Here is a 20421-nt window from a genome sequence, read left to right as displayed (position 1 = left end):
TGTTAAAGAGCAATCTTATCGCATACCCTTCTTATCATTTACGCAACAACACCTCAATTAGGGAAATATGTTCTAATTTTTTTGAGAAAACCATATCCTTTATAATCCAATAAACAACGATAATCTCATGACAATAAATTTTTTATCCAAAGCATGCCTATTTATTGATCATAAGGCTGATTACATTCCTATTGCCAGCACGGTGGTTAATTTAGTCGATATCTTTCAAAAAATAGTTGTCTTACCTTTAAAGCAAAAAGAAAATGTGCCTCATAACCCTTACTATGCTCACCTTAAACAAAAAACTTTTAAACGCTGCATAATTTTGCTGATTCCTGTGGTGGGAAATATACTCGTTGGAATTTGGGATTTTACTCATGCTAGCAAAGAGAATAATAGAATCGCTCTGCACACTGCAATTCAGAAGAATGATAAGAATGCTTTTAAAGAGGCTATCCGCAGGCTTAAAAATGATAAGGAGGCCATTCTTATCGCTGTTCAGTATGATGGCTTAGCCCTTCAGCATGCTAGTCTAAAGCTTCGAAATGATAAGCAAGTCGTCCTTGCGGCTATTAAGCAATACGGTTGGGCGCTTAAGTATGCTGGCAAAGAGCTACGGAACGACAAGAAAACCGTTCTTGCGGCCATTCAGCAAAACGGTTTGGCACTTGAGCATGCTAGCGAAGAGCTGCGGAATGACAAGGAACTCGTTCTTGCGGCATTTCAGAAAAATAGTTGGGCGCTTCGGCATGCTAGCGAAGAGCTTCGGAATGACAAAGAATTCGTTCTTACGGCTGTTCAGTATGATGGCTTAGCCCTTCAACATGCTAGTCTAAAGCTGCGGAATGATAAGCAAGTCGTCCTTGCGGCTGTTAAGCAATGGGGTTGGACGCTTAAGTATGCTAGTGAAGAGCTGCGGAATGACAAGGAATTCGTCCTTGCAGCAGTTCAGAAAAATAGCTGGGCGCTTCGGCACGCTAGCGAAGAGCTTCGGAATGATAAGCAAGTCGTCCTTGCGGCAGTTCAGAAAAATAGCTGGGCGCTTCGGCATGCTAGCGAAGAGCTTCAGAATGATAAGCAAGTCGTCCTTGCGGCTGTTAAGCAATGGGGTTGGACGCTTAAATATGCTAGCGAAGAGCTGCGGAATGACAAGGAATTCGTTCTTGCGGCTATCCAGCAAAACTTTTTGGCGCTTTGGTATGCTAGCGAAGAGCTGCGGAATGACAAGGAATTCGTTCTTGCGGCCGTTCAGCAAAGTGGTTTGGCGCTTAAGTATGCTGGCGGAAAGCTGCGGAATGACAAGGAATTCGTTCTTGCGGTTGTTCAGCAAAAAGGCTTAGCGCTTGAACATGCTAGCGAAGAGCTGCGGAACGACAAGGAAATCGTCCTTGCGGCTGTTCAGCGATACGGTTTGGCGCTTGAGTATGCTAGCGAAGAGCTGCGGAACGATAGAGAGGTCGTTCTTGCTGCTATTAATCAAGACAGCCGGGCACTTAGGTATGTTAGCCAAAAGCTTCAAAAGGATTTAACACCTAGGGATTAGGCAAAAACAAACAAATTTATAGCAACATTTTTTAAAAGCTTATGTCCTTTAAGGCAGGACGAGTTTAAATTAAAAATGAAAAAAGTTTGACTAATGCTATATAAGCTTTGATGCATCTTTTTCTTTTGAGAAGGAGGTACCTTATTGCATAAATGATCTAATAGCTCGCGCGTTTAAGATGCTTACATTTAAGGCATTATTTCTTTCTTTCATTCAGTTTTTTTTAACCTTCCTCCTCTTCTTGGAGGTGTTAAAAGATCTATACCCCAATATAAAATAGAAAGCTTGACTATCATAAGCGCCATCTCCATAAGCAGTTTGCACACTCTTTGATAGCTCAGAGATCATATGGCTCGCTATTAAATCATCGGCTTGATTACTCGACGTTAATTCACTTAAAAATAATTTCATGCGAGTCTGGGCAAACGCTTAAGTGAATCTTTCTCCAAGTCCTCCGCTTGGCTTTGCCATGCTGGCGCACTTTCCACTCTTCTTCGCCATAGACCTTTACCCCCGAGGAATCAAAGACTATGTCCTGTTGGACGCTTACGGCTTAAATTTTTAAGCTCTTGTCCAAGCTCTTTAGCGCGTCTACAGATGCGGGTATAGCCAGGAACAGGCAATCCCAAAACCAGCAAAGTGATCAGCGATGACACAAACCCTCGCAAGGCTTAGGAGGGGTAAATGATAAACCGCGCTAATCATCAACACGCATAGGATAGCGCCAGCAGAGTAAATTCTTGGACGGCCCTTCTTCCCCGTGCTTTTATTTTCCCTCCATCCTTTAATGGTTTCATCCGAAAACCATAAAGTTATGCTTCCTCTTTGTTTTAAAGCTTTGTTATAATCGGATCAGTTACGTATGCGGTAGTTAAGCTTTTTTTCCATAGCCTGCCTATATTTTTGTTTAAGCAAACTAAATTTTATAGCTCTTATGTGTTAAAGGGCAATCTTATCGCCTACACTTCTTAGCATTTACGCAACAACGCCTCTCGCACATGAGTCGGATTAGAATATAAATAAAAACATTTCTATCGAATCCCTGATTTTTTTATATATCTATGCAAGCCTTAAAAGATAATGCTAATCTGGACATAAGTCTATTTTATCATCAACTACTCCTTTACAATTTCCTTAATACTTTTCACCCTCTTTTTTCTCTTCTTGATTAGTTTTACAGTTTCTAAGAAAGCTTTAAATATTTTTTTGTTTTCTTTAGATATTTTTACATTAGCAGTAGCTCCTGTTTTTACTTCAGCATCAACGAAATACTCAGGATGAAATTGAAGAAAAATTTTAGGGCTTCCTCCCCTATCACTCTCCAAAGCTTTAGGGATTTCTTCTTTTTCGCTTGAATAAACAATGATTTCTTCTAAGTGATCGCCGATCCTATCCAAAGCTTGGTGATGGGCAGAAATACTACTAAATTTGCCATTGGCTACTTCTCTTAATAGGCCGCGAGAATGACCCACAGCAACTTCTTCAATATGGTATGTTTGGCGGCTTACTTGCCCTTCAACATGTTGTTTCAAGGTGCCTCCATAAAAAACATTGCCTACGTGCGAGCCTCTACAAATGCCCATTAATGGAATACCTTTTATTATGGCTTGTTGGATCAATGCAAACTCTAATAAGCTTCTTCTATAATCAGAATCAGTATGGGTGTGAGGGTCTTTTTTATCTCCATAAAATTCTGGTTCCAGATCAGCTCCTCCAGGTAAAATGATAGCATCGACATAAGAAGAAAGCTTAACAGCTATAGAATAGAGCTTGTATATTTCAGAATTTTCTAATTGCTTTAATTGATCATCCCTTATCCCTTTCATAATTTGTTCTGGGATGCTTGTACAGAAAGAGGAATTTTTCTGGATTAATCTAATTTGATTTTTTACCTGCTGGTCTAAGAGGAGAAGATTAATATTGTCCATCAAGTAATTATACTTTACAGGGATACCCTCTACCTCTTTTATGGCTAAGTTTACTTTAGTAGCGGTCAACCCAGGCTGACAAAAATTCCACGGAATGAGAATGGTAGGTTTAGTAACCGCATATCCTTTTCCTCCCATCCTATTAAACTTGTGTTTAGCATCAAATAGTAAACAGTCCGTTAGCTCGCAATCTATAAAATTACTGCTACGACTCTCGTCAATTTCAACTTCTAGGAAATTGCTACCGGTCAAGATAGAAGAAATGAAATCTACCGATTTAAGATTGCTTCCATAGAAATCTACATATTTTAAATCACAATTACTAAATTTTATGTTGTTTAAGCTACTACCAGCTAAACCCACCTCACTCATTGCACAACCATCAAAAGATGTGTTTATCATTTTGATTTTAAGCCACGCAGCATGATTGAGATTGCAATTTATGAAGCAACAGTCTTTAAATAAAGAATCTGTTAAATTTATGTATTTAAAGTTACAATTCTTGAAGGTAATATTGTTAAAATCTACGTGCGTTAAGATATCAGTGCCCCAATAAGGTTTTAATCCCATTCCTTCTATAGGATTTACAGTCATTCCAATCTCTTTTAAATCCAGAGAGACTACTTCTAAAGAATAATTCCCTTTTCTTAAATAATCCGTAAATTTGATTGAACAGGTCGCATCATCTTTTCTTCTCTCTTTTATTTCTCTTAAGATCTGTAAATATTGGCCTTTATTAACACACTTTATTTTATTGCTCATTTTATCTCCCCGTTAGCCAAGCGGTAATATTTAAAAATATCATTAACGAGTGCTCTTCATCCTTCTTAGAGCTCAAACGTTCACGAAAGATACCGAGCTTTAGGTGCAATTATACAGGCATCGGCAAAACCAAAAGCAGGAGGAAATAGCTATTATTTCTATTTGCTGCGCTTTTAGATTCCTATCATTCCCTCAGCCTCAGCCATTTAATGCACCCATGAACGCTTACTTTTAGGATATTTTCTCTTCCTCCCTCAAAATTTTTATAATAGTAAGCCAGTTAACAATTTATAGAGTTGCTTTTGATGATTTCTTAAGTAAAAATTATTTAATGTTTTTAATGTTAAATAAAACCATTTATTATAACATCTACTTCAAAACATATTTAAAAGGCATTTTTCTCAATAATTTCTTCATTTTATAGAGTGTTTTTTCTTACCCCTCCTTCCTCGAAGCCTCTATTTATTAAGGAGAAAAGGCCATTTCTTTTCCATTAAACGCGCAATTGGCCGACATTCACGAGCTATGGTATGCAAGTTGGTCAGATCCTCATACAGCATCCTATTTTCTTTTTTAGTAACATCTTGAGTAAAATTATGAGTAATTAGATTGATAATATTTCTAGCATCACTGACTCGCCCTTGTTTGATTGCCTTATATACACATTCGAACAGCTCTAGCCAGGTTTCTTCCGCCGATTCCTCTCCTTTAAGCTCCTTAATATGATTATAAACGACATAAGGTTGATAAAGATGGCGAATTACCCAACAATGGTGAAATATAATAGCAAAAATAATTGCAACGGTCAGCGCCAAAAACAACTCACTTAAATACTTTTCTATGATGGGTATTTGCTGAAGAGCTATTACAAGAAAACAAATAATAGCTGAAGTGATTAAGACATATAAGCCAAAATGGGCTCTCGGATTACTAGAAATGCGCGAGAAAAAGCCGGGTGATAGCCTTTCCTGTACCGCTTGAAAGGGAATCATAGTTAAAAATATGATAAGGCCGAAAATTGAGACTGAAAAAAAGCCAAGATCAAAAAACTTCTCTACTTTTATTTCGGCAAAAGGAAATCCAAGATAGACAAATGCGATAAAAAGGCACCATATTCCTCCTATGGTAAAAAGAGAAGATAGAGAAAGCTTAATAAAATTAGAAAATCTAAAACGCAACACTTTTTGAAAGGGCGACATTTTATACTCCTTAAAGTTGGTGTTTATTAGTATATTTCTTCTCTAAACAAGATAATTACTCATAAAATCATTTGCTATTTGGAAAGTAAAACACTTAAGGCCTACCCGAGAATCTTACCAGCAAGCCTTAAAAGAAAGCCTATTTAACAAATAGGCAACTTACCTAGTATAGTATGCGTCGCTTCAAAACAAAAGCTTAAAACTTTATTAATAGGCATATTTACTTCTCGATGGCCCCTCCCTACAGAGAAGAAAAAAAGAAAACAACCACTTTTATAGACTTTCATTTAGTTTTACTTCTCTTGGCTTGTTAATGTAAGCCAGCTTATCAGATTTACTCATCCTGACTTAGCATGATCAAAAAATTATGTCCTTCCCAAGCATTCTAGTCTAGTTTGAGTGCCGATATTTCAAATCCTTAGTGCCCTATCTTTCGCTTTTTTAACAGACTCTCCCTCCCGATAGCTTAAGATAGATCCTCCCTTCAGTAAATTGATTTCAATCGTTAAACTTTGAAATGAAAAAATATGACTGTTTTGAACCATTTCCTTAAGGTTTGCATTGACGTTAAGGAATATGCAGGCATTTCTTACTCCATTGAATCCTTATAATTTAATTCGTTTTTAAGAGATCTCTTTTGAATTTTTACTAGATGAAAATTTGTCAAGATAACACCGGGCGAAAAGGCGTTAACGCTGATATCTTGAGCCCTTTAGTTAGCCAAGGTAAAGTTTTTGGATAGTTGTCCTCATTCTACGTATGACAGAGAAGAGATTACGGAAGATAAAGATCCATTCCTCCTTTTTTGGAACCATTCTATATATCCGAGCCAACTTTTTATCATTTAGGGAAAACTCAATAGACTTGGGTGAAGGATGGCGAGCCATTGATTCAGGCTTCCCCCATACCAATTCTCTTCCTTTAAAATAGTAAGCAATCTGCTTTAAGACTATTCTGCTAAGGCTAATAAGCACTCTCATACGGCGCTTAAGTAAGATACCTTCATTCCCTCAGAAAGCTTTGCTTAAGGCGAATAATTGAATTTTTAAAAAATTGAAAATGAAATAAGGAACGTGAACTTCTCAGGCTCCTACAGATATGAAAGTTGCGCCTAATGCAGGAGAGGTTAAATACCTTAATTTCTCCAAATTTCTTTGCTCTCTCGTAAAGATTTCGTTTGAGGAATTGGCGGCATAGGATCTTCAATCTATCGTGGCCTATTTCGCAGCAAGGCAACATGGCAAATATTACTTATTGCCAAACTTTAGCACGCCTTCAACAGAAAAGAAATCGTAATGATAAGTTAGATCTTTAAGTAAACTTCACGTTTTAATTAAAAAACATAATTTTGCAAAGTCGTTCTTAATTATTTAATGGCTTTTTTGTATGGCATTACCTAAAAAAGGTAGAACTTAAATTTTGACTTATTGAATTTAAAATTGGATGAGAGAAAGATTCTTGTGAGACTGCTTAAGCTTTTTTTTGCATCACTTGCAGTATTGCATAAATTAACAAATCTCCAGTTACTGGGGGTGCACTTCGAACTTTTGACTGGATTGCTCTTAAAAAAAACCTCACATCTTGTTCATTTTTAGACGCTTAAATTTTACTTTAAAACAAATGTATCTTAAAGGATGCTTCCTTAATCAGAAAATGGATAGAGTTGGAAGTAGCTTTTCTTGGTAGATTAGTTGTTCAATATATGGTACAATGAAGAGAAAATACAAAATACTCGTAACAGATGAGTTTGAAGAATGGCTTGAGAGGGAACCCGCAAAATCTCGAGTTCAAATTGCTAAACGAATCGATAATATCCAAGAAGAAGGGCATTTTGGAGATCACAAGTAAGTAAGAGACCATGTTTGGGAACTTCGATGGGATAATGGACGAAGAATCTATTACTGTTTGATCCCAGTAAGCCAGGTATTACTACTGTTAGGGGGAAATAAAAATGGCCAAACTAAAGACATCAAACAGGCAGAAAAAATTTACAAAGAGTGGGTTTATGACTAAATTTAAGAGAACGCCTCGGGAATACAATCCAATGAAAGATCTTTTAGATGAAGAGCTTATTGCAAAAGCTGTTTGGGAGTGCTTAAAAGAAAATGATCCTGATGGTGTGATTGAAATTCTGGAAGCTCATATCAGTGCCAAGAATAAAAGCCAACTTGCTAGAGAGCATGATTTACCTAGAACGACCCTATATCATGCCTTTAAAAGCAAAAATCCTACCCTTCACACACTTGCTAAACTGGTAAATGCAACCGTTTAAAAGAGCAGGTTATGAGAAGAAGTACGAAATATCAAGATTGGCTTCTTGAAAAGCTTAAAGATCATGATGAAGCCGATGTACATCTAAACGATGCTTTGGAAGAAAGCCTTAAAGGCGATGAAGAGTCTCAGCAACTCTTTCTTATTGCTCTCCGCAATGTCGCAGAAGCTCAAGGTGGTATTGGTGCTCTCGCTAAAAAGGCTTACGTAGGGCGCGAAAGTCTTTATAAGACTCTTTCAGGCACAGGCAACCCAAAGTGGCATATACTTGTTTCTCTTGGCGTCGCGATGGGGCTTAATTTGAGATTAAGTTAGATTTTAAGAAATTAATTTATTGAACAAAAAATACTATATTTATTGATTGAGTTAGCGAAAATATACTATTTACAATTTATGTTTATTGTAGAATAGTAATTACATTATGAAAATCAATTCAATAAGATTACCTTCTTTTAATGTATCAATTTTTTCCAAAACAAAAAGGGAAGAATTTCTAGATTTCATTACTTGGATCTTCTTTCGCTTATCTCTTTTATAGGATGCAAGGCAGCGAGAAGAATATCACCAATTTTCCGTGAGGAGCTAGTCGAATTGAAATTACCCTTAAGAATCCTTTTTACTTTAGCGTTATGCGCGTAAAAGGAGAGCTATATCCGCATCGATATCCGATCTGAAGGCCTATTTGGCCAAGTACAGGATATTATGGCAGGTCACAATAAAGCTTCTATTCACTATGCGCGTCACATCCCATTCTTTTTAGGAGGTTGATTATGCGCGAACATTGTAGCTGCACTGCCACTAGAGACATTAAAAAGCAAAAATATATTTACTATAGCTGCAATAACTCCAAGCGAACATGCCAAAAGATTTGGGTTAGAGAGGAGCAGCTTTTAGCTCCTCTAATGGAATATCTTGATCAGATTCAAGCTACCCGATGCAGCAATTGAAGAGATTGTGACCTAGCTTAAAAAATCTTATACACATGGAGAAAAATTTTTTAAACATTCCCAAGACGCGCTTTGTAAAGAGCTACATCATATTCAAAACCCTCTATCCAAGCTCATTGATATGCATCTGGATGGAGCGCTTGATTAATTCCAAGCTCGAAGAATATAAGAAGGGACAGGGAGAGATAACCTCAGAGATGAAAGCACATGCCAACGCCAGTAAAACCTGTCTAATCACGGCAAAAATAGCGTTGGATTTGGCAAAACGAGTAAAGGAACTCTTCATGAGGTCGAAGATGAGCGAAAAGCAACAATTGTTGAATTTTGTCTTTTCGAACTTGAAATTGGATGGTAAAAAGCTGTCCGTAATACTGCTTGAGCCGTTTTTTTGCGTCACTTGCAGTGTTATATCTATTAACAAATCTCCGGAAGTAGGATTCGAACCTACGACCAATGGATTAACAGTCCACTGCTCTACCGCTGAGCTATTCCGGATCAGAAAGCGGTATATTACATAATAAGCTTAATATTTGGCAAGAAAAAGCGGCAAAATAAATTGCCGCTTTTATATTTTAGTAGTCCATCCCTCCAGGAGGCATGGCAGGGGCAGCTTTTTCATCTACAACATCAGCAATGAGTGCTTCTGTAGTAATTAACAAACCAGCTACTGAGGCTGCATTCTCTAATGCACATCGAGCAACTTTTGTAGGATCTAAAATTCCCGCTTTGATCATATCGGTAAATTCACCTGTTAAAGCGTTGTATCCTTGAGCATCTGATAATTTTTCTACTTGCTGAAGAATAATTGAACCTTCTTGACCTGCATTCTCTGCTATCTGACGAAGTGGAGCGCTAAGTGCTTTAGCAATAATTTTTGCGCCCGTTTTTTCGTCACCCTCTAAGCTTTCTGCTAAGCTTAGAACGGAAGGTACGCAACGTATATAAGCTACACCCCCACCAGGTAAGTACCCTTCCGCTACTGCAGCGGCAGTGGCATGATGCGCATCATCGACACGATCTTTCATTTCTTTCATTTCCACTTCAGTAGCTGCACCCACACGGATCACAGCAACACCACCGGCTATCTTAGCCAATCGTTCTTGTAGCTTTTCACGATCATAATCAGAATCAGTTTCTTCAATTTGGCGTTTGATAAGGGATGCACGCTCCTCTATCTTTTTCTTATCGCCCATGCCTTCAACAACCGTTGTTTCGTCTTTATTAACGATAATTTTCTTAGCGCGGCCTAGCATCTCTAATGTTGTACTTTCGAGCTTCATGCCAAGTTCTTCGCTGATCACTTGAGCACCGGTTAAAATGGCAATATCTTCTAACATGGCTTTACGACGATCGCCAAATCCTGGAGCTTTTACTGCACAAAACTTTAGCCCCGTGCGCAGACGATTTACTACTAAGGTAGCCAATGCTTCCCCTTCTACATCTTCAGCAATAACAAGCAGAGGCCTTCCGCTTTCAGCACAAGCTTGCAAGATAGGAATAAATTCTTTTAAAACTGAGATCTTCTTTTCATAGACTAACACAAAAGCATCTTCTAATACACACTCTTGGGTTTCTGGATTGGTCATAAAATAAGCAGAAAGATAGCCTCGATCAAAATTCATTCCTTCGACTACATCCAGAGTCATCTCAAAGCCTTTAGCTTCTTCGACCGTGATGGTTCCGTCTTTCCCCACCCTTTCCATAGCTTTAGCTATGATTTCTCCAATCTGCTGATCATTATTGGCAGAGATAGTGGCTATCTGAACAATCTCTTTAGAGTCTTGAACTTTTTTACTGCGGGATTGTAATTCTTTAACAACTGCTTTGACAGCTTTTTCAATACCACGGCGTAAACTGAGCGGATTTGCTCCTGCAGCCACATTACGAAGACCTTCAGCATAAATAAATTCAGCAAGCACTGTAGCGGTAGTTGTACCGTCTCCAGCTTTATCAGCTGTCTTACTAGCTACTTCTTTCACCATTTGAGCGCCCATATTCTCATGCTTGTCTTCCAACTCAATTTCTTTAGCTACGGTTACACCATCTTTTGTAATGTGAGGTGTTCCATATGCTTTATCAATAATCACATTGCGTCCTTTGGGACCTAGTGTAACTTTTACGGCATCAGCAAGAATGCGCACCCCTTTAAGAATCTTTTGACGAGCATCTTCTTTAAATTTAATATCTTTCGCGGTCATAATCTGTTTCTCCTTGAACCTATGTTATTCTACAATACCAATAATATCATCTGCCTTTAAGATGACATACTCTTCATCTTCTAGTTTGATATCTTGGCCTGAATATTTCTCCATAATAATGATATCGCCTATATTTACAGGGATAGGGATCAACTGCCCCTTTTTATCTTTTTTACCAGTACCAATGGCTACAACCTTGGCTTGCTCTTGCTTTTTCTTTGCGCTGTCCGGCAAAATGATGCCACCTTTCAACTTTTCTTCCTGCTCAAGACGACGAACAAGCACTCTGTTACCTAGAGGCTTAAATTTGATGTTCAAGTTTTGTTTTTCTTTTGTTTGTGTCTGTTCCATAAAAACTCCCTACTTTGCAAGATTTAAATACATGTTCCAGAGGATAGAAGCCTCACTATATTTTAAGAGATTAAATTTTCGCAAGCTAAATTTAGCAATCACCAACAGAAAGTGCTAAAACCTCTAACTTTTGTTTTTGGTAGTTTTTTTAGCTACGCTCTTTTTTTTGCCTAGCAAAGAAGCTAATTCTTTTACCAGCTCTTGAAATTTATGAATGGCTGATTCAACAGGTGCAGCCGAGCGCATATCTACTCCAGCTTTTTTTAATAACTCGATCGGATACTGACTAGAGCCGCTCTTTAAAAAAGATAGATAAGCATCACGTTCTTTTTTACCTCCCTGTGATACTTTTTCTGAAAGGGCTAAAGCGGCACTAATGCCTGTAGCATATTGATAAACATAAAAATTATAGTAAAAATGGGGAATCCTTGCCCATTCGTACTCTATTAAGCGATCGATTGTGGCAGGACCAAAATAATTCACATTAAGCTTGAAGAATTGCTCTTTAAGCATTTTTGGGGTAAGAGGTATATTCTTTTCGGCTCTTTCATGAATAAAAAGTTCAAATTCAGCGAACATGGTTTGACGGAATAATGTAGCACGAATATCTTCAATCTGCTGATTAAGCAAAAATATTTTCTCTTCTTTAGATTGAGCTTTTTTAAGCAGATAACGCATTAATAAGTCTTCATTAAATGTAGAAGCTACCTCTGCTAAGAAAATGGGATAATCGGCATATTGATAAGGCTGATTTTTACGACTTAGGTAGCTATGCATGCTATGGCCTGCTTCATGCGCAAGCGTGAAAACATCCCTTACAAGCCCCTTATAATTCATCAAAATATAAGGCATACTATCGTAGCAACCACTTGAGTAGGCTCCAGAGCGCTTATTTATGTTTTCATATCGATCTACCCATCGTTCCTCTATAAGCCCCCTTTTTAAAATATTTTGATATTCTGTTCCTAAAGGTGCAACCGATTCTATTACAGCCTCTTCTGCTTCTTCGTAACTCATCTTTATATCTACGTGGCTAGCTAAAGGAACATACATATCATACAAATGAAGAGGGCCTATGTTTAAAAATTCTTCCCGCAAGCGGATGTAATGATGAAGAACATCTACATTAGCATTTACAGCAGAGATCAAGGAATGATAAACCTCTACGTCGATGTTATTCGGCAGAAGTGAAGCCTCTAAACATGATTGGAAATTGTGGGCCCGAGCATTAAAAATATGAGCTTGCACATTTCCATTTAATAATTCACACATAGTATTCTCATGCTGCATATATTTGCTATGCATCTGCTCAAAAGCATTTTTCCGCAAAGTGCGATCTTGCTCCCGTATGAATACTCCATAGGAAGATTGCGTCAATTCATGCTTTTTTCCTTGGCTATCGCTCACTTTTTCAAATTTAAAATCTGCATCATTGATAGCAGAAAAAGCTTTAACTCCTGTAGACATTGCTTCCCCTGACAAGGCTACTAGCTCTTCCTTTTCTGCTGATAAAGTATATTTTTTCAGCCGAACAATTTTTTCTAGGTAAAAACGATAGCTTTTTAAAATCTCGGCTGCCCTTAATTTTTTTAACTCTGCACCCGGTAAAGCAAGAAGTTCAGGCTCAAACCAGGCGCTTTCCTGGTTAAAAGCATGATGTAAATGAGTAATTTTAGCCAAAGCTGCTTTATATTCATCATTAGTAATATCTTCGTCATGACGTAAGTGAGCATAGGTATATAGCTTAGAGAGCTTTCTAGAAATGTCAAAGAGCACTTCTAATGCTTTTTCAAGAGTTTTAGCATCTTTTCCCAGCTTGCCTCTAAAGCGAGCTAGTTGAGGCCAATGAGGAGATTTATCCATTTCAGCTACGGAGATGAAATCTTTTTGCCAATCGGCTAAAGAATAATAAAGAGATTCTACATTCCAACAGTCCTTTTTAGCTACTTGTGAACGTTTTTTGAGCATATTGTACCTTTTGTAATGAAAGGCTTGAATATACCTATTCACGAATTGTATGTACAGCATGACGGGAAGCAATCATAAGAAGGAGGAAAGTAGATATAAGAAGAAGTAACAAAATAAGCTTCAGCGTTACCTAACTTAATTGGATTTTAAAGCCACCCTTATCATTGATTGATAATTTTAAGAATTAAATCAATCTTCTTTGAAAAAAGCCTGGGGGCTTTTTTTCAAAAGGTTTGCTGATCCTATTCATCGCTCATCTTTATTAGCTAAATCAATTGATTAAAACCTATCCATATTTTGGCAAGAAGGCGCTAATTCTTGCATTCTCTAAGAGAATAAGCAATTTAAACCTTGAGAAGCTATTTATTAACCCTATGAACATATCCTATTAATATTGAAGTTTTTAAATTTGTGATCTATACACTACTTTTTTTAAGAAAGAGAAGACATATGCCAGGAAGATTTGAAGGACTTACAGACACCCAATGGAGAATCTTACAACCGCTTTTGCCGCAGAATCATCCAAAAAATTAAAAGAGAAAGCCTTATACTCTCTGCAGAAAAATTTGTAACAGCTTATTTTGGATTTTGATTACAGGGTCACGTTGTTGTGATTTTCCTAAAGGACCGAATTGGGGATCAAGAGCTGCTACTCATCGGTGTCTAGGTAAATGACAAGAAGATGGAGCTTTAAATAGCTTGCTATCGGCATTAAAGGAATGCGCGGACAAGAATGATTAATTTGGAAAGGATAGCCACTGGATGTAAAGCTACTTATATGAAAGCTGCATGTGCATAGGATTGAAAATAATAGAAAATATTCCACTTGCTACCAACGCAAGAATCTTGATTATTTAAAAAATTGTCAGCCACTTTGTCACTCAAAAAGATATTTATTTAAATGACAAAGTGTTCCTCAACCCTTATTCTTTTAAAGGGGGTAAAATAAGACTTTAAAAAACATCTCTTTCACTTCCCAGGTTAAATGCTTTATTTAAGAGCATATTCCATACTATTGTTAGCCAACTGCGTTAAGGCAAAAGGTGAAGCATTTTCTGGATTAAGATTCCGTATGCTGTCGAATCTAGCACGATTATTTCCTAGATTGAATCCTAGTAGCCCATACATAGAAAGCAATAGCATATATTCAAAACCACTTGAAACAGCCACATCAGAATTTAAAAGCATAAATTTTGTATGAAGAAAGAGATACAAGAATAAAATTCCATAACTATTGACGTTTAGCTCAAAATCAAGTTGATTGATTAGTCGATTATCCCACTTTAGCTGGCTAATTAAGAGTTCGACAGCTTTGCTTGTTACATATCCACCTGCAGAAGTTAAACCAAGTGTAAGCATGGCTGAACCTGTATGCCAATCATTTGTCATGATGCAAGCAATTGTAAAAGCTAAAAGTGCCAGCGATAGAACACCTGTTTTAACATACTCTGTTTTTCGAGCAGTAATTTCTAAACGACTTGCGCCTGTTTGGCTATCTAATCTTTCATAATCTCTTTCTTGCAAAACGCGGGTAACTGCCCCTAAACAACCTAAAGTACTATAGGAAAGAGTAGCGTTAAAGGGAAATAGAATGCCTGGTAAAACTTTACCTACTGTATCAAGCGTCCTTCTTCCGATACTCAGAAGTCTATTTTTGAGTGTCTTGGGATGATCCTCAATTTCGCGTAAATACTCTTTATATTTATAGCGGTTTTCTATCATCCAATCGTGAGCCTTTAAGCCATATCTACAAATGAAATTAGCTGCTGTATAACTTAAAGTTAAAATTCCTGCATGATAATCCACGTGAAGAATCTTTTTAGAATTTTCTGGCATTTGCTGACTAGCAATGATAAGTGCCGATCCAAAAGAAGCTAGAGCTAAATAGTGGACGGTTAAAGCCCATTTATTGGCTTTTTCTCCCAACATAAGCTGCCTTTTACGATTTTCTCTTGCCCAAGGGTATTCATTTTTAGGAAGCTTTCTGGGTTTGTTTAAAATGTTATGAGCCACAAAGAAAGCCATGGAAGCGTAGGTGATCACACGTATACTCGTTTTCATGTGGTAGGCATCATTGGAAGAAATACCTAAAGCTTCACAAATGTCGTCCAAATTAAGGTAGAGATTGGTAAAGGCAAATAAGCCTTCCGCTGCAAGACTGGCAAAAAAAGGATTTACCCATTGAGCGACTTTCTTGGGTGTACAGTAATGTGAATAAAGACGTACGGTAGCTCCCAATCCAGCAGCACTTAAGACCTCCACAGGGGAGTTGCCCCAGGTTGTAGCATTTAATGCAGTCAATGTGGTGGAGCTGATAAGCAGAAAAGGGAGAGTCGTCTGCCATGTTAATTTACACATACTAGGCAGCTTAGTCACTTTAGGCCGCTTAATGGCTTTTTTCTTTATCGGACGAGAAGAAGCACGCCCTACAGAAATTTCTTCATCCGAAGAAGAAAAACGTTCTATGTCACTATTGATAGCAGGAGGATTGGGAGACAAAAAATCTTCTGTCTCACTCCCTCCTTCCAATGAAGTATAAGGATAAGTAGCTCTTTCGGCATCACTGCTCTCCAAGTCAGAATCAAAATGATTTTCAAGGGACCTATGCCTATAATGATTAATAAATGAACTGATGCTCATAAATATATAAACCTAATTTTTAAATATTATTGAAATTATCCATGTTTTCAGAAGAGATTATAATTAGCAGAATGTCTTTATCTTTTAACCTTAAAAAACCTTTAGTCAAGTTTTTTTTAAACATCTAGCTTTTTGCTCTCCCCTCTTTTTATGAACTTTAGAAAAGAGAGAAAAATTTGGCTCTATTACATGCTTTGATTCCTATTTCCCTCTTTGCAAAGCATAGAAACAAACAACACATCGCCAAAAGCGATGTATATATGTTTAAACTTCTTAAGACCTTTAAATAGATCAGGCAAAAGAAACTTACAAACTTAAAATACCATCCGGCCATCTCGCTCTAAAGCTTATTCCTCCAGGTATTCTTAAAGCTTTAAAATAAAAATTACAAGTAAAAAAAGTTACTTAACACTCTAGTTAAATATAAAAAGCTTAGATTTAAACAAATATGTAAAAGAACCTTTAACTCATTTATTTATTGATTAGATAAGAACAGACTGTTTGTTTTTTATTTAGGGTTAAACGAAGAAAAAGAGTGGCAAATTTTTGTAAGCCCTGGCGAAAAAACATTTTCTCAATGAGAATTTCTATATTCCATGCAATTATTAGCGGCCTGCGCTAGTGCAAAGCTTGAAGCATTTTCGGGATTTAAATTGTGCACACTACCAAATCTTGCACGATTATTTCCTAAGTTAAATCCTAGCAATCCATACATAGAAAGTAATAGCGCATATTTAAAACCACTCGATACATCCACATCAGAATTTAGAAGCATAAACTTGGTATGGAGAAAAAGATATAAGAACAAGATCCCGTAGCTATTGACGTTTAATTCAAAATCAAGTTGATTGATCAGTCGATTGTCCAAATTTCGCTGGCTAATCAAGAGTTCAACAGCCTTACTTGATAAATATCCTCCCACAGAAGTTAAACCAAGCGTAAGCATTGCTGAACCCGTATGCCAATCATTGGTCATCATGCATGCGATTGTAAAAGCTAAAAGCGCGATAGACAAAATGCCTGTCTTAACATATTCAGCCTTTCTAGCTGTAATTTCTAAACGTGTAACTCTCGTGTAACTATGCAACCTTTCATAACTTCTCTCTTGAAGAACGCGTGTAGCAGCTCCTAGACATCCAAGAGCACCATAAGAAAGAGAGGCATTAAAGGGAAATAAAAATCCTGGCAAAACTCCACTAAAAGTTTCAAGAGTTCTTCTTGCAAGGATCAAAATTCTATTCTTAAGTGCTGTAGGCTCTCTGTCAAGACCTTGAAAATATTCTCGGTAGAACCTATAATTTTCTAACGACCAATCATGAGTCTTTAAGCCACACCTAAAAATGAAATTGGCTGCCGTATAACTCAAAGTTAAAATGCCTGCATCAAAATCTAAATGAAGAATTTTTCTAGAATTCTCTGGCATTTGTTGGCTAGCCACGATGAGAGTTGCTCCCAAGGAAAGCAAAGCTAAATAATGAGCAGCCAAAGCCACTTTATTAGCTGATCCTCCTAAAATAAGAAGCCTAGTACGTAGATCAGAATCCTGAGAAGGTAATTCTTTAGGTTTTGCTAAAATATTATGGGTGACAAAAAAAGCAGTGGAAGCATAGGTGATCGATCGAACAAGAGTTTTAAGGATATTTTCATAATAGCCGGACAATAATCTTCCCTCTTGACTCATATCATCCAAATTAAGGTAGAAATTGGTCAGTGCAAATAAGCCTTCTGCCGCTACACTGGCGAAAAAAGGAGGGGCCCATTGGGCAATCTTTCCAGAAGAGCAATAGTGTGAATAGATACGTAAAGTAGCTCCTAATCCGGCGGCACTCAGCATCTCAACTTGCCGATTATCCCATTGTGCTGCATTTGCACCTATAATGCCGGCAGACAATCCATACAGTAAAGGTAAGGCTGTTGTCCAGGTCGATTTGCAGCTGTTTGCAAAATCATTCTCTCTTAAAGGAGCAATACCCTCATTTGCCCTTTCAGATTCACTCTCATTTTCTTCATTAGAAATTTGATGGGAGGGATTGCCAAGAACCTGATTTAGGCTTCCAGCCTCCAGCCTTCTGTAGGGTTGGACACTATCCTCATTTATACGTGCGAAAGATCGCTCACTACAATAATTGCCAATTCGTGAAATAATGCCCATCAATCTATCAGCCTAATTTATATTTGTTATAATTATTTTTAATGGATGCAAAGTAAAGTTCTTATCTTCTCAATTCTAGTATTGATCTTTAGAAAAATAATAAAGCTATTCCTTAAACAGTCTCATCCGCATTTTTATCCTCCTCTACCTCTTGGTCTCCATCAGGCCCAGGACCAAAATTAATGGCATAAAGATTTTGCCGCTTCTCCTCCTCTACCTCTTGCCCCTGATCGCCTGTGGGTCCAGGGCCAAAATGGATGGCATGTAAGCGATTGCTAATCTTTAATCCTGCACCCAATATTGGCGTTAGGCTTAAGCCAGCTATCCCGAGAAAAAAACATATAGACTTTAACATCACCTTACTCCTTTAAACTTGTTCTTAATCTCTTTTTTAATCGCTAACAACTAAAAATACTATTAAAAATTTATTTAAAACTTCTTTTTAAACATAAAATGTTCATGGCTAAACGAATATGCTAAAATAATTTTTATTTTTTTTATGAAGGTTCTTAAAACTTTTAATTGCCTTTCTCTTAGGATATGAAGACAAAAAAAGAAACGATATTTTTTTTATTCAAGCGCTTAATTAGGAAATCCTTATAATAAAGCAGCCCCTTAAGAAAAAAATTTTATTGCAGAATATTAAATTAGGGCGTATCCCTTTTTGGGAGGCAGGGAATATTTTTAATTAAATTAAGGGTAGCTTGAAAAGCTTAAAGTGATGGCATGACAATCAAGCTAATTGTAAAACAAGGTTAAAGGATATGGCCAAACTTACGAATAATAAAAGATATACAGGAATTTTTGTCGTACAAAACGATCGAGGCTTACATACAAGACCTTCAACGGAAATTGTCAAATGCGCTACAAGCTTTAGATCAGAAGTCCATCTCATTTACCAAAAAAGTTATGTGAATGCTAAGTCTTTACTAGGTATTCTTATGTTGGCCGCTACTAAAGGCTCTAAAATTCAAATAGAAGCCGAAGGCGAAGATGCCGAAGAGGCTGTTGCTAGCCTAATTGCCTTAGCTAGAAACAATTTTAATATTAAATATTGATTGAACCAACGTTCATTCTTCCTCAATCGCCAAAGTTTTTTCCAAGACTTCGCGCGTACAAAAGACTGGAGCATTATTCATTAATGCAAGAGTTATACAATCGCTAGGCCTAGCATCAATCTCTACAATGTGACGTCGTCCCCCTGCATCTTGTTCTAAAAATAGGCGTGCAAAATATGTGGTATCCTGGATGTCATTGATAACAACTTGTTTAATTCTAATTTCATACCCGCGGAAAATATAACTAATAAGATCATGAGTAAGAGGCCTAGCTTTCTCTGCACCTGTCAAAAAAATTTGGAGATTACGGCCAATAGCAGGATCAGTATAGATAGCAAATTTTTTTCCCTGCCCTTTCAAGACTACTACCGTATAAGAGCGAGTTTGCATGATTTTATCAAAGGAAAGCTGAATAAGTTCGGAAAGCATAAATAATAAATCCTGAGTAAAAGAGGAGATCTCCTCGTTGATCTAAAAATTAACCGTTATTAACCTTAAGCTGTAAATCTATTTAGTTGATATTCTAAAGATTTTCTCTTTTATCTGTCTTTCCTTTCTTCTGGAAAGAGGCTTACCATCCTTTCCTCCAATGATTTACCGGGGCAAGGAAAAAAACTTTAAATTCCACAAAAGGATTTAAAATCCTAAAATTTCGACTATTTTAATTCTGTAAAAATTTTCACTTCCCCATCATTATAGCCAACAATAATCCTTCCCGCTAGACGAATAAAAAGGCCAGATTCTACCACACCTACAATTTCGCTCAGTCGCTGGTGCAATTGCTCAGCTTTTTCTAACTTTTCTTTGAAATAAATATCGTAAATATAATTTCCATTATCTGTGCAATACAACTTTTTTTCATCATGGGTCCTTAATTTACCTTGATAACCTAGCTGTTCAATACGATAAATAGTTGCAGGATAAGCGAAGGGAACAATTTCAACGGGTAAAGGAACTTGCCCGAGCTTTTTAACAAGTTTAGCTTGATCCACAATAATGATCGCTTCCTTACTCATGCTAGCTACAATTTTTTCTCTTAGTAGCGCTCCGCCACCACCTTTAATCATTGTTTTGTCAGGATCAATTTCATCAGCTCCATCCACCGTTAGATCAATAGAAAAAAGAGTATTGATATCAATTAAAGGAATGCCTTTTTCTAATGCTAACTTTTGAGATTGAGAGGAAGTAGCCACGGCTTGAATTTTAAGGCCCTCCTCACATCGTTGAGCAAGCTTTTCAATAAAAAAACTTGTAGTGGAACCAGTACCTAATCCTACTGTCATTCCGTTTTCAACCAAATTTGCCGCCGCATAGCCGGCCGATTTTTTAGCAATTTGCTGGCCGATAAAACTATTATCTGACATTATAATCTCTTTTAAAGTTTATTCGCATTATTAGTAGGCC

At 37.1% G+C, this 20421-nt stretch carries 16 protein-coding genes, 1 tRNA gene and 2 pseudogenes; 5 read left to right on the top strand and 14 right to left on the bottom strand.

From position 1 onward, the window contains the following. Positions 1–127: 127 nt before the first annotated feature. A complete protein-coding gene (locus TY21_RS03785) occupies positions 128–1543 on the top strand; it encodes a DUF4116 domain-containing protein (protein ID WP_052354514.1) in 1416 nt (471 codons plus the stop codon). Positions 1544–1967: 424 nt separating this feature from the next. Here TY21_RS03785 and TY21_RS11430 read toward each other — a convergent pair. The 5 genes and pseudogenes from TY21_RS11430 to TY21_RS03765 form a co-directional block, all read right to left on the bottom strand. Further along, positions 1968–2075 (bottom strand): annotated as a pseudogene (locus TY21_RS11430) (IS5/IS1182 family transposase); the annotation flags it as partial. After that, positions 2065–2199 (bottom strand): hypothetical protein, encoded by a 135-nt coding sequence (locus TY21_RS11635; protein WP_158623016.1) that lies wholly within the window; start codon positions 2197–2199, stop codon positions 2065–2067. The pseudogene TY21_RS11430 and the gene TY21_RS11635, both read right to left, overlap by 11 nt. Further along, a pseudogene (locus TY21_RS11820) lies at positions 2135–2362 on the bottom strand (transposase); the annotation flags it as partial. The gene TY21_RS11635 and the pseudogene TY21_RS11820, both read right to left, overlap by 65 nt. 296 nt (positions 2363–2658) lie before the next feature. Then, a complete protein-coding gene (locus tag TY21_RS03770; protein WP_052354515.1) occupies positions 2659–4233 on the bottom strand; it encodes a gamma-glutamyl-gamma-aminobutyrate hydrolase family protein in 1575 nt (524 codons plus the stop codon). 458 nt (positions 4234–4691) lie between these two features. Continuing rightward, on the bottom strand, positions 4692–5432 hold the full coding sequence (locus TY21_RS03765; RefSeq protein ID WP_042240856.1) for a hypothetical protein: 741 nt from the start codon (positions 5430–5432) through the stop codon (positions 4692–4694). A 1951-nt stretch (positions 5433–7383) separates the two neighbouring features. Here TY21_RS03765 and TY21_RS11425 point away from each other — a divergent pair. The 3 genes from TY21_RS11425 to TY21_RS10960 all read left to right on the top strand — a co-directional run bounded on the left by TY21_RS11425 (position 7384) and on the right by TY21_RS10960 (position 8650). After that, positions 7384–7704: a DNA-binding protein gene (locus TY21_RS11425; protein WP_232044403.1), complete on the top strand. Its 321-nt coding sequence runs from the start codon at positions 7384–7386 to the stop codon at positions 7702–7704. A gap of 11 nt (positions 7705–7715) precedes the next feature. Further along, complete coding sequence (locus TY21_RS03755; RefSeq protein WP_042240862.1) at positions 7716–8018, top strand: DNA-binding protein; 303 nt, start codon at positions 7716–7718, stop codon at positions 8016–8018. A gap of 455 nt (positions 8019–8473) precedes the next feature. After that, positions 8474–8650 carry a hypothetical protein gene (locus tag TY21_RS10960; RefSeq protein ID WP_158623015.1) on the top strand — a complete coding sequence of 59 codons (177 nt, stop codon included), beginning with the start codon at positions 8474–8476 and terminating at the stop codon, positions 8648–8650. A 423-nt stretch (positions 8651–9073) separates the two neighbouring features. On the opposite strand, the gene TY21_RS03750 is transcribed toward TY21_RS10960, so the two are convergent. The 7 genes from TY21_RS03750 to TY21_RS03720 form a co-directional block, all read right to left on the bottom strand. Then, positions 9074–9145, bottom strand: a tRNA-Asn gene (locus TY21_RS03750). 77 nt (positions 9146–9222) lie between these two features. Next, positions 9223–10848, bottom strand: coding sequence for a chaperonin GroEL (groL, locus tag TY21_RS03745; RefSeq protein ID WP_042240865.1), 1626 nt, complete (start codon positions 10846–10848; stop codon positions 9223–9225). A gap of 24 nt (positions 10849–10872) precedes the next feature. Beyond that, a complete protein-coding gene (gene groES / locus TY21_RS03740) occupies positions 10873–11199 on the bottom strand; it encodes a co-chaperone GroES (protein WP_042240868.1) in 327 nt (108 codons plus the stop codon). Positions 11200–11322: 123 nt separating this feature from the next. Further along, a complete protein-coding gene (gene pepF / locus TY21_RS03735; RefSeq protein ID WP_042240870.1) occupies positions 11323–13167 on the bottom strand; it encodes an oligoendopeptidase F in 1845 nt (614 codons plus the stop codon). 990 nt (positions 13168–14157) lie between these two features. After that, complete coding sequence (locus TY21_RS03730) at positions 14158–15807, bottom strand: hypothetical protein (RefSeq protein ID WP_042240874.1); 1650 nt, start codon at positions 15805–15807, stop codon at positions 14158–14160. 574 nt (positions 15808–16381) lie between these two features. Continuing rightward, positions 16382–17959, bottom strand: coding sequence for a hypothetical protein (locus tag TY21_RS03725; RefSeq protein ID WP_042240876.1), 1578 nt, complete (start codon positions 17957–17959; stop codon positions 16382–16384). 112 nt (positions 17960–18071) lie between these two features. Next, positions 18072–18314 carry a hypothetical protein gene (locus TY21_RS03720; RefSeq protein ID WP_039384876.1) on the bottom strand — a complete coding sequence of 81 codons (243 nt, stop codon included), beginning with the start codon at positions 18312–18314 and terminating at the stop codon, positions 18072–18074. A 409-nt stretch (positions 18315–18723) separates the two neighbouring features. Between TY21_RS03720 and TY21_RS03715 the strand changes: the two genes are divergently transcribed. Beyond that, complete coding sequence (locus TY21_RS03715; protein WP_042240879.1) at positions 18724–19017, top strand: HPr family phosphocarrier protein; 294 nt, start codon at positions 18724–18726, stop codon at positions 19015–19017. 12 nt (positions 19018–19029) lie between these two features. Here TY21_RS03715 and TY21_RS03710 read toward each other — a convergent pair whose 3' ends face one another. Then, positions 19030–19446 carry a bifunctional nuclease family protein gene (locus tag TY21_RS03710; protein WP_042240881.1) on the bottom strand — a complete coding sequence of 139 codons (417 nt, stop codon included), beginning with the start codon at positions 19444–19446 and terminating at the stop codon, positions 19030–19032. A 227-nt stretch (positions 19447–19673) separates the two neighbouring features. Beyond that, positions 19674–20381 carry a ribose 5-phosphate isomerase A gene (gene rpiA, locus TY21_RS03705; RefSeq protein ID WP_042240884.1) on the bottom strand — a complete coding sequence of 236 codons (708 nt, stop codon included), beginning with the start codon at positions 20379–20381 and terminating at the stop codon, positions 19674–19676. Positions 20382–20421 lie beyond the last annotated feature (40 nt).

The sequence above is a fragment of the Neochlamydia sp. S13 genome (assembly GCF_000648235.2).
Lineage (GTDB): Bacteria > Chlamydiota > Chlamydiia > Chlamydiales > Parachlamydiaceae > Neochlamydia.
Note: the sequence above shows the minus strand (reverse complement) of the source record. Positions and strands in the feature narration are given on the sequence as shown.

Bases quoted from the DNA above. Each gene is read 5' to 3' on its own strand.
- TY21_RS03755 (WP_042240862.1), top strand. From the start codon at position 7,716: ATGAGAAGAAGTACGAAATATCAAGATTGGCTTCTTGAAAAGCTTAAA.
- TY21_RS03785 (WP_052354514.1), top strand. From the start codon at position 128: ATGACAATAAATTTTTTATCCAAAGCATGCCTATTTATTGATCATAAG.
- TY21_RS03710 (WP_042240881.1), bottom strand. From the start codon at position 19,446: ATGCTTTCCGAACTTATTCAGCTTTCCTTTGATAAAATCATGCAAACT.
- TY21_RS11425 (WP_232044403.1), top strand. From the start codon at position 7,384: ATGGCCAAACTAAAGACATCAAACAGGCAGAAAAAATTTACAAAGAGT.
- TY21_RS03715 (WP_042240879.1), top strand. From the start codon at position 18,724: ATGGCCAAACTTACGAATAATAAAAGATATACAGGAATTTTTGTCGTA.
- groES (WP_042240868.1), bottom strand. From the start codon at position 11,199: ATGGAACAGACACAAACAAAAGAAAAACAAAACTTGAACATCAAATTT.
- TY21_RS03725 (WP_042240876.1), bottom strand. From the start codon at position 17,959: ATGGGCATTATTTCACGAATTGGCAATTATTGTAGTGAGCGATCTTTC.
- TY21_RS03730 (WP_042240874.1), bottom strand. From the start codon at position 15,807: ATGAGCATCAGTTCATTTATTAATCATTATAGGCATAGGTCCCTTGAA.
- pepF (WP_042240870.1), bottom strand. From the start codon at position 13,167: ATGCTCAAAAAACGTTCACAAGTAGCTAAAAAGGACTGTTGGAATGTA.
- TY21_RS03765 (WP_042240856.1), bottom strand. From the start codon at position 5,432: ATGTCGCCCTTTCAAAAAGTGTTGCGTTTTAGATTTTCTAATTTTATT.
- rpiA (WP_042240884.1), bottom strand. From the start codon at position 20,381: ATGTCAGATAATAGTTTTATCGGCCAGCAAATTGCTAAAAAATCGGCC.
- TY21_RS10960 (WP_158623015.1), top strand. From the start codon at position 8,474: ATGCGCGAACATTGTAGCTGCACTGCCACTAGAGACATTAAAAAGCAA.
- groL (WP_042240865.1), bottom strand. From the start codon at position 10,848: ATGACCGCGAAAGATATTAAATTTAAAGAAGATGCTCGTCAAAAGATT.
- TY21_RS03770 (WP_052354515.1), bottom strand. From the start codon at position 4,233: ATGAGCAATAAAATAAAGTGTGTTAATAAAGGCCAATATTTACAGATC.
- TY21_RS03720 (WP_039384876.1), bottom strand. From the start codon at position 18,314: ATGTTAAAGTCTATATGTTTTTTTCTCGGGATAGCTGGCTTAAGCCTA.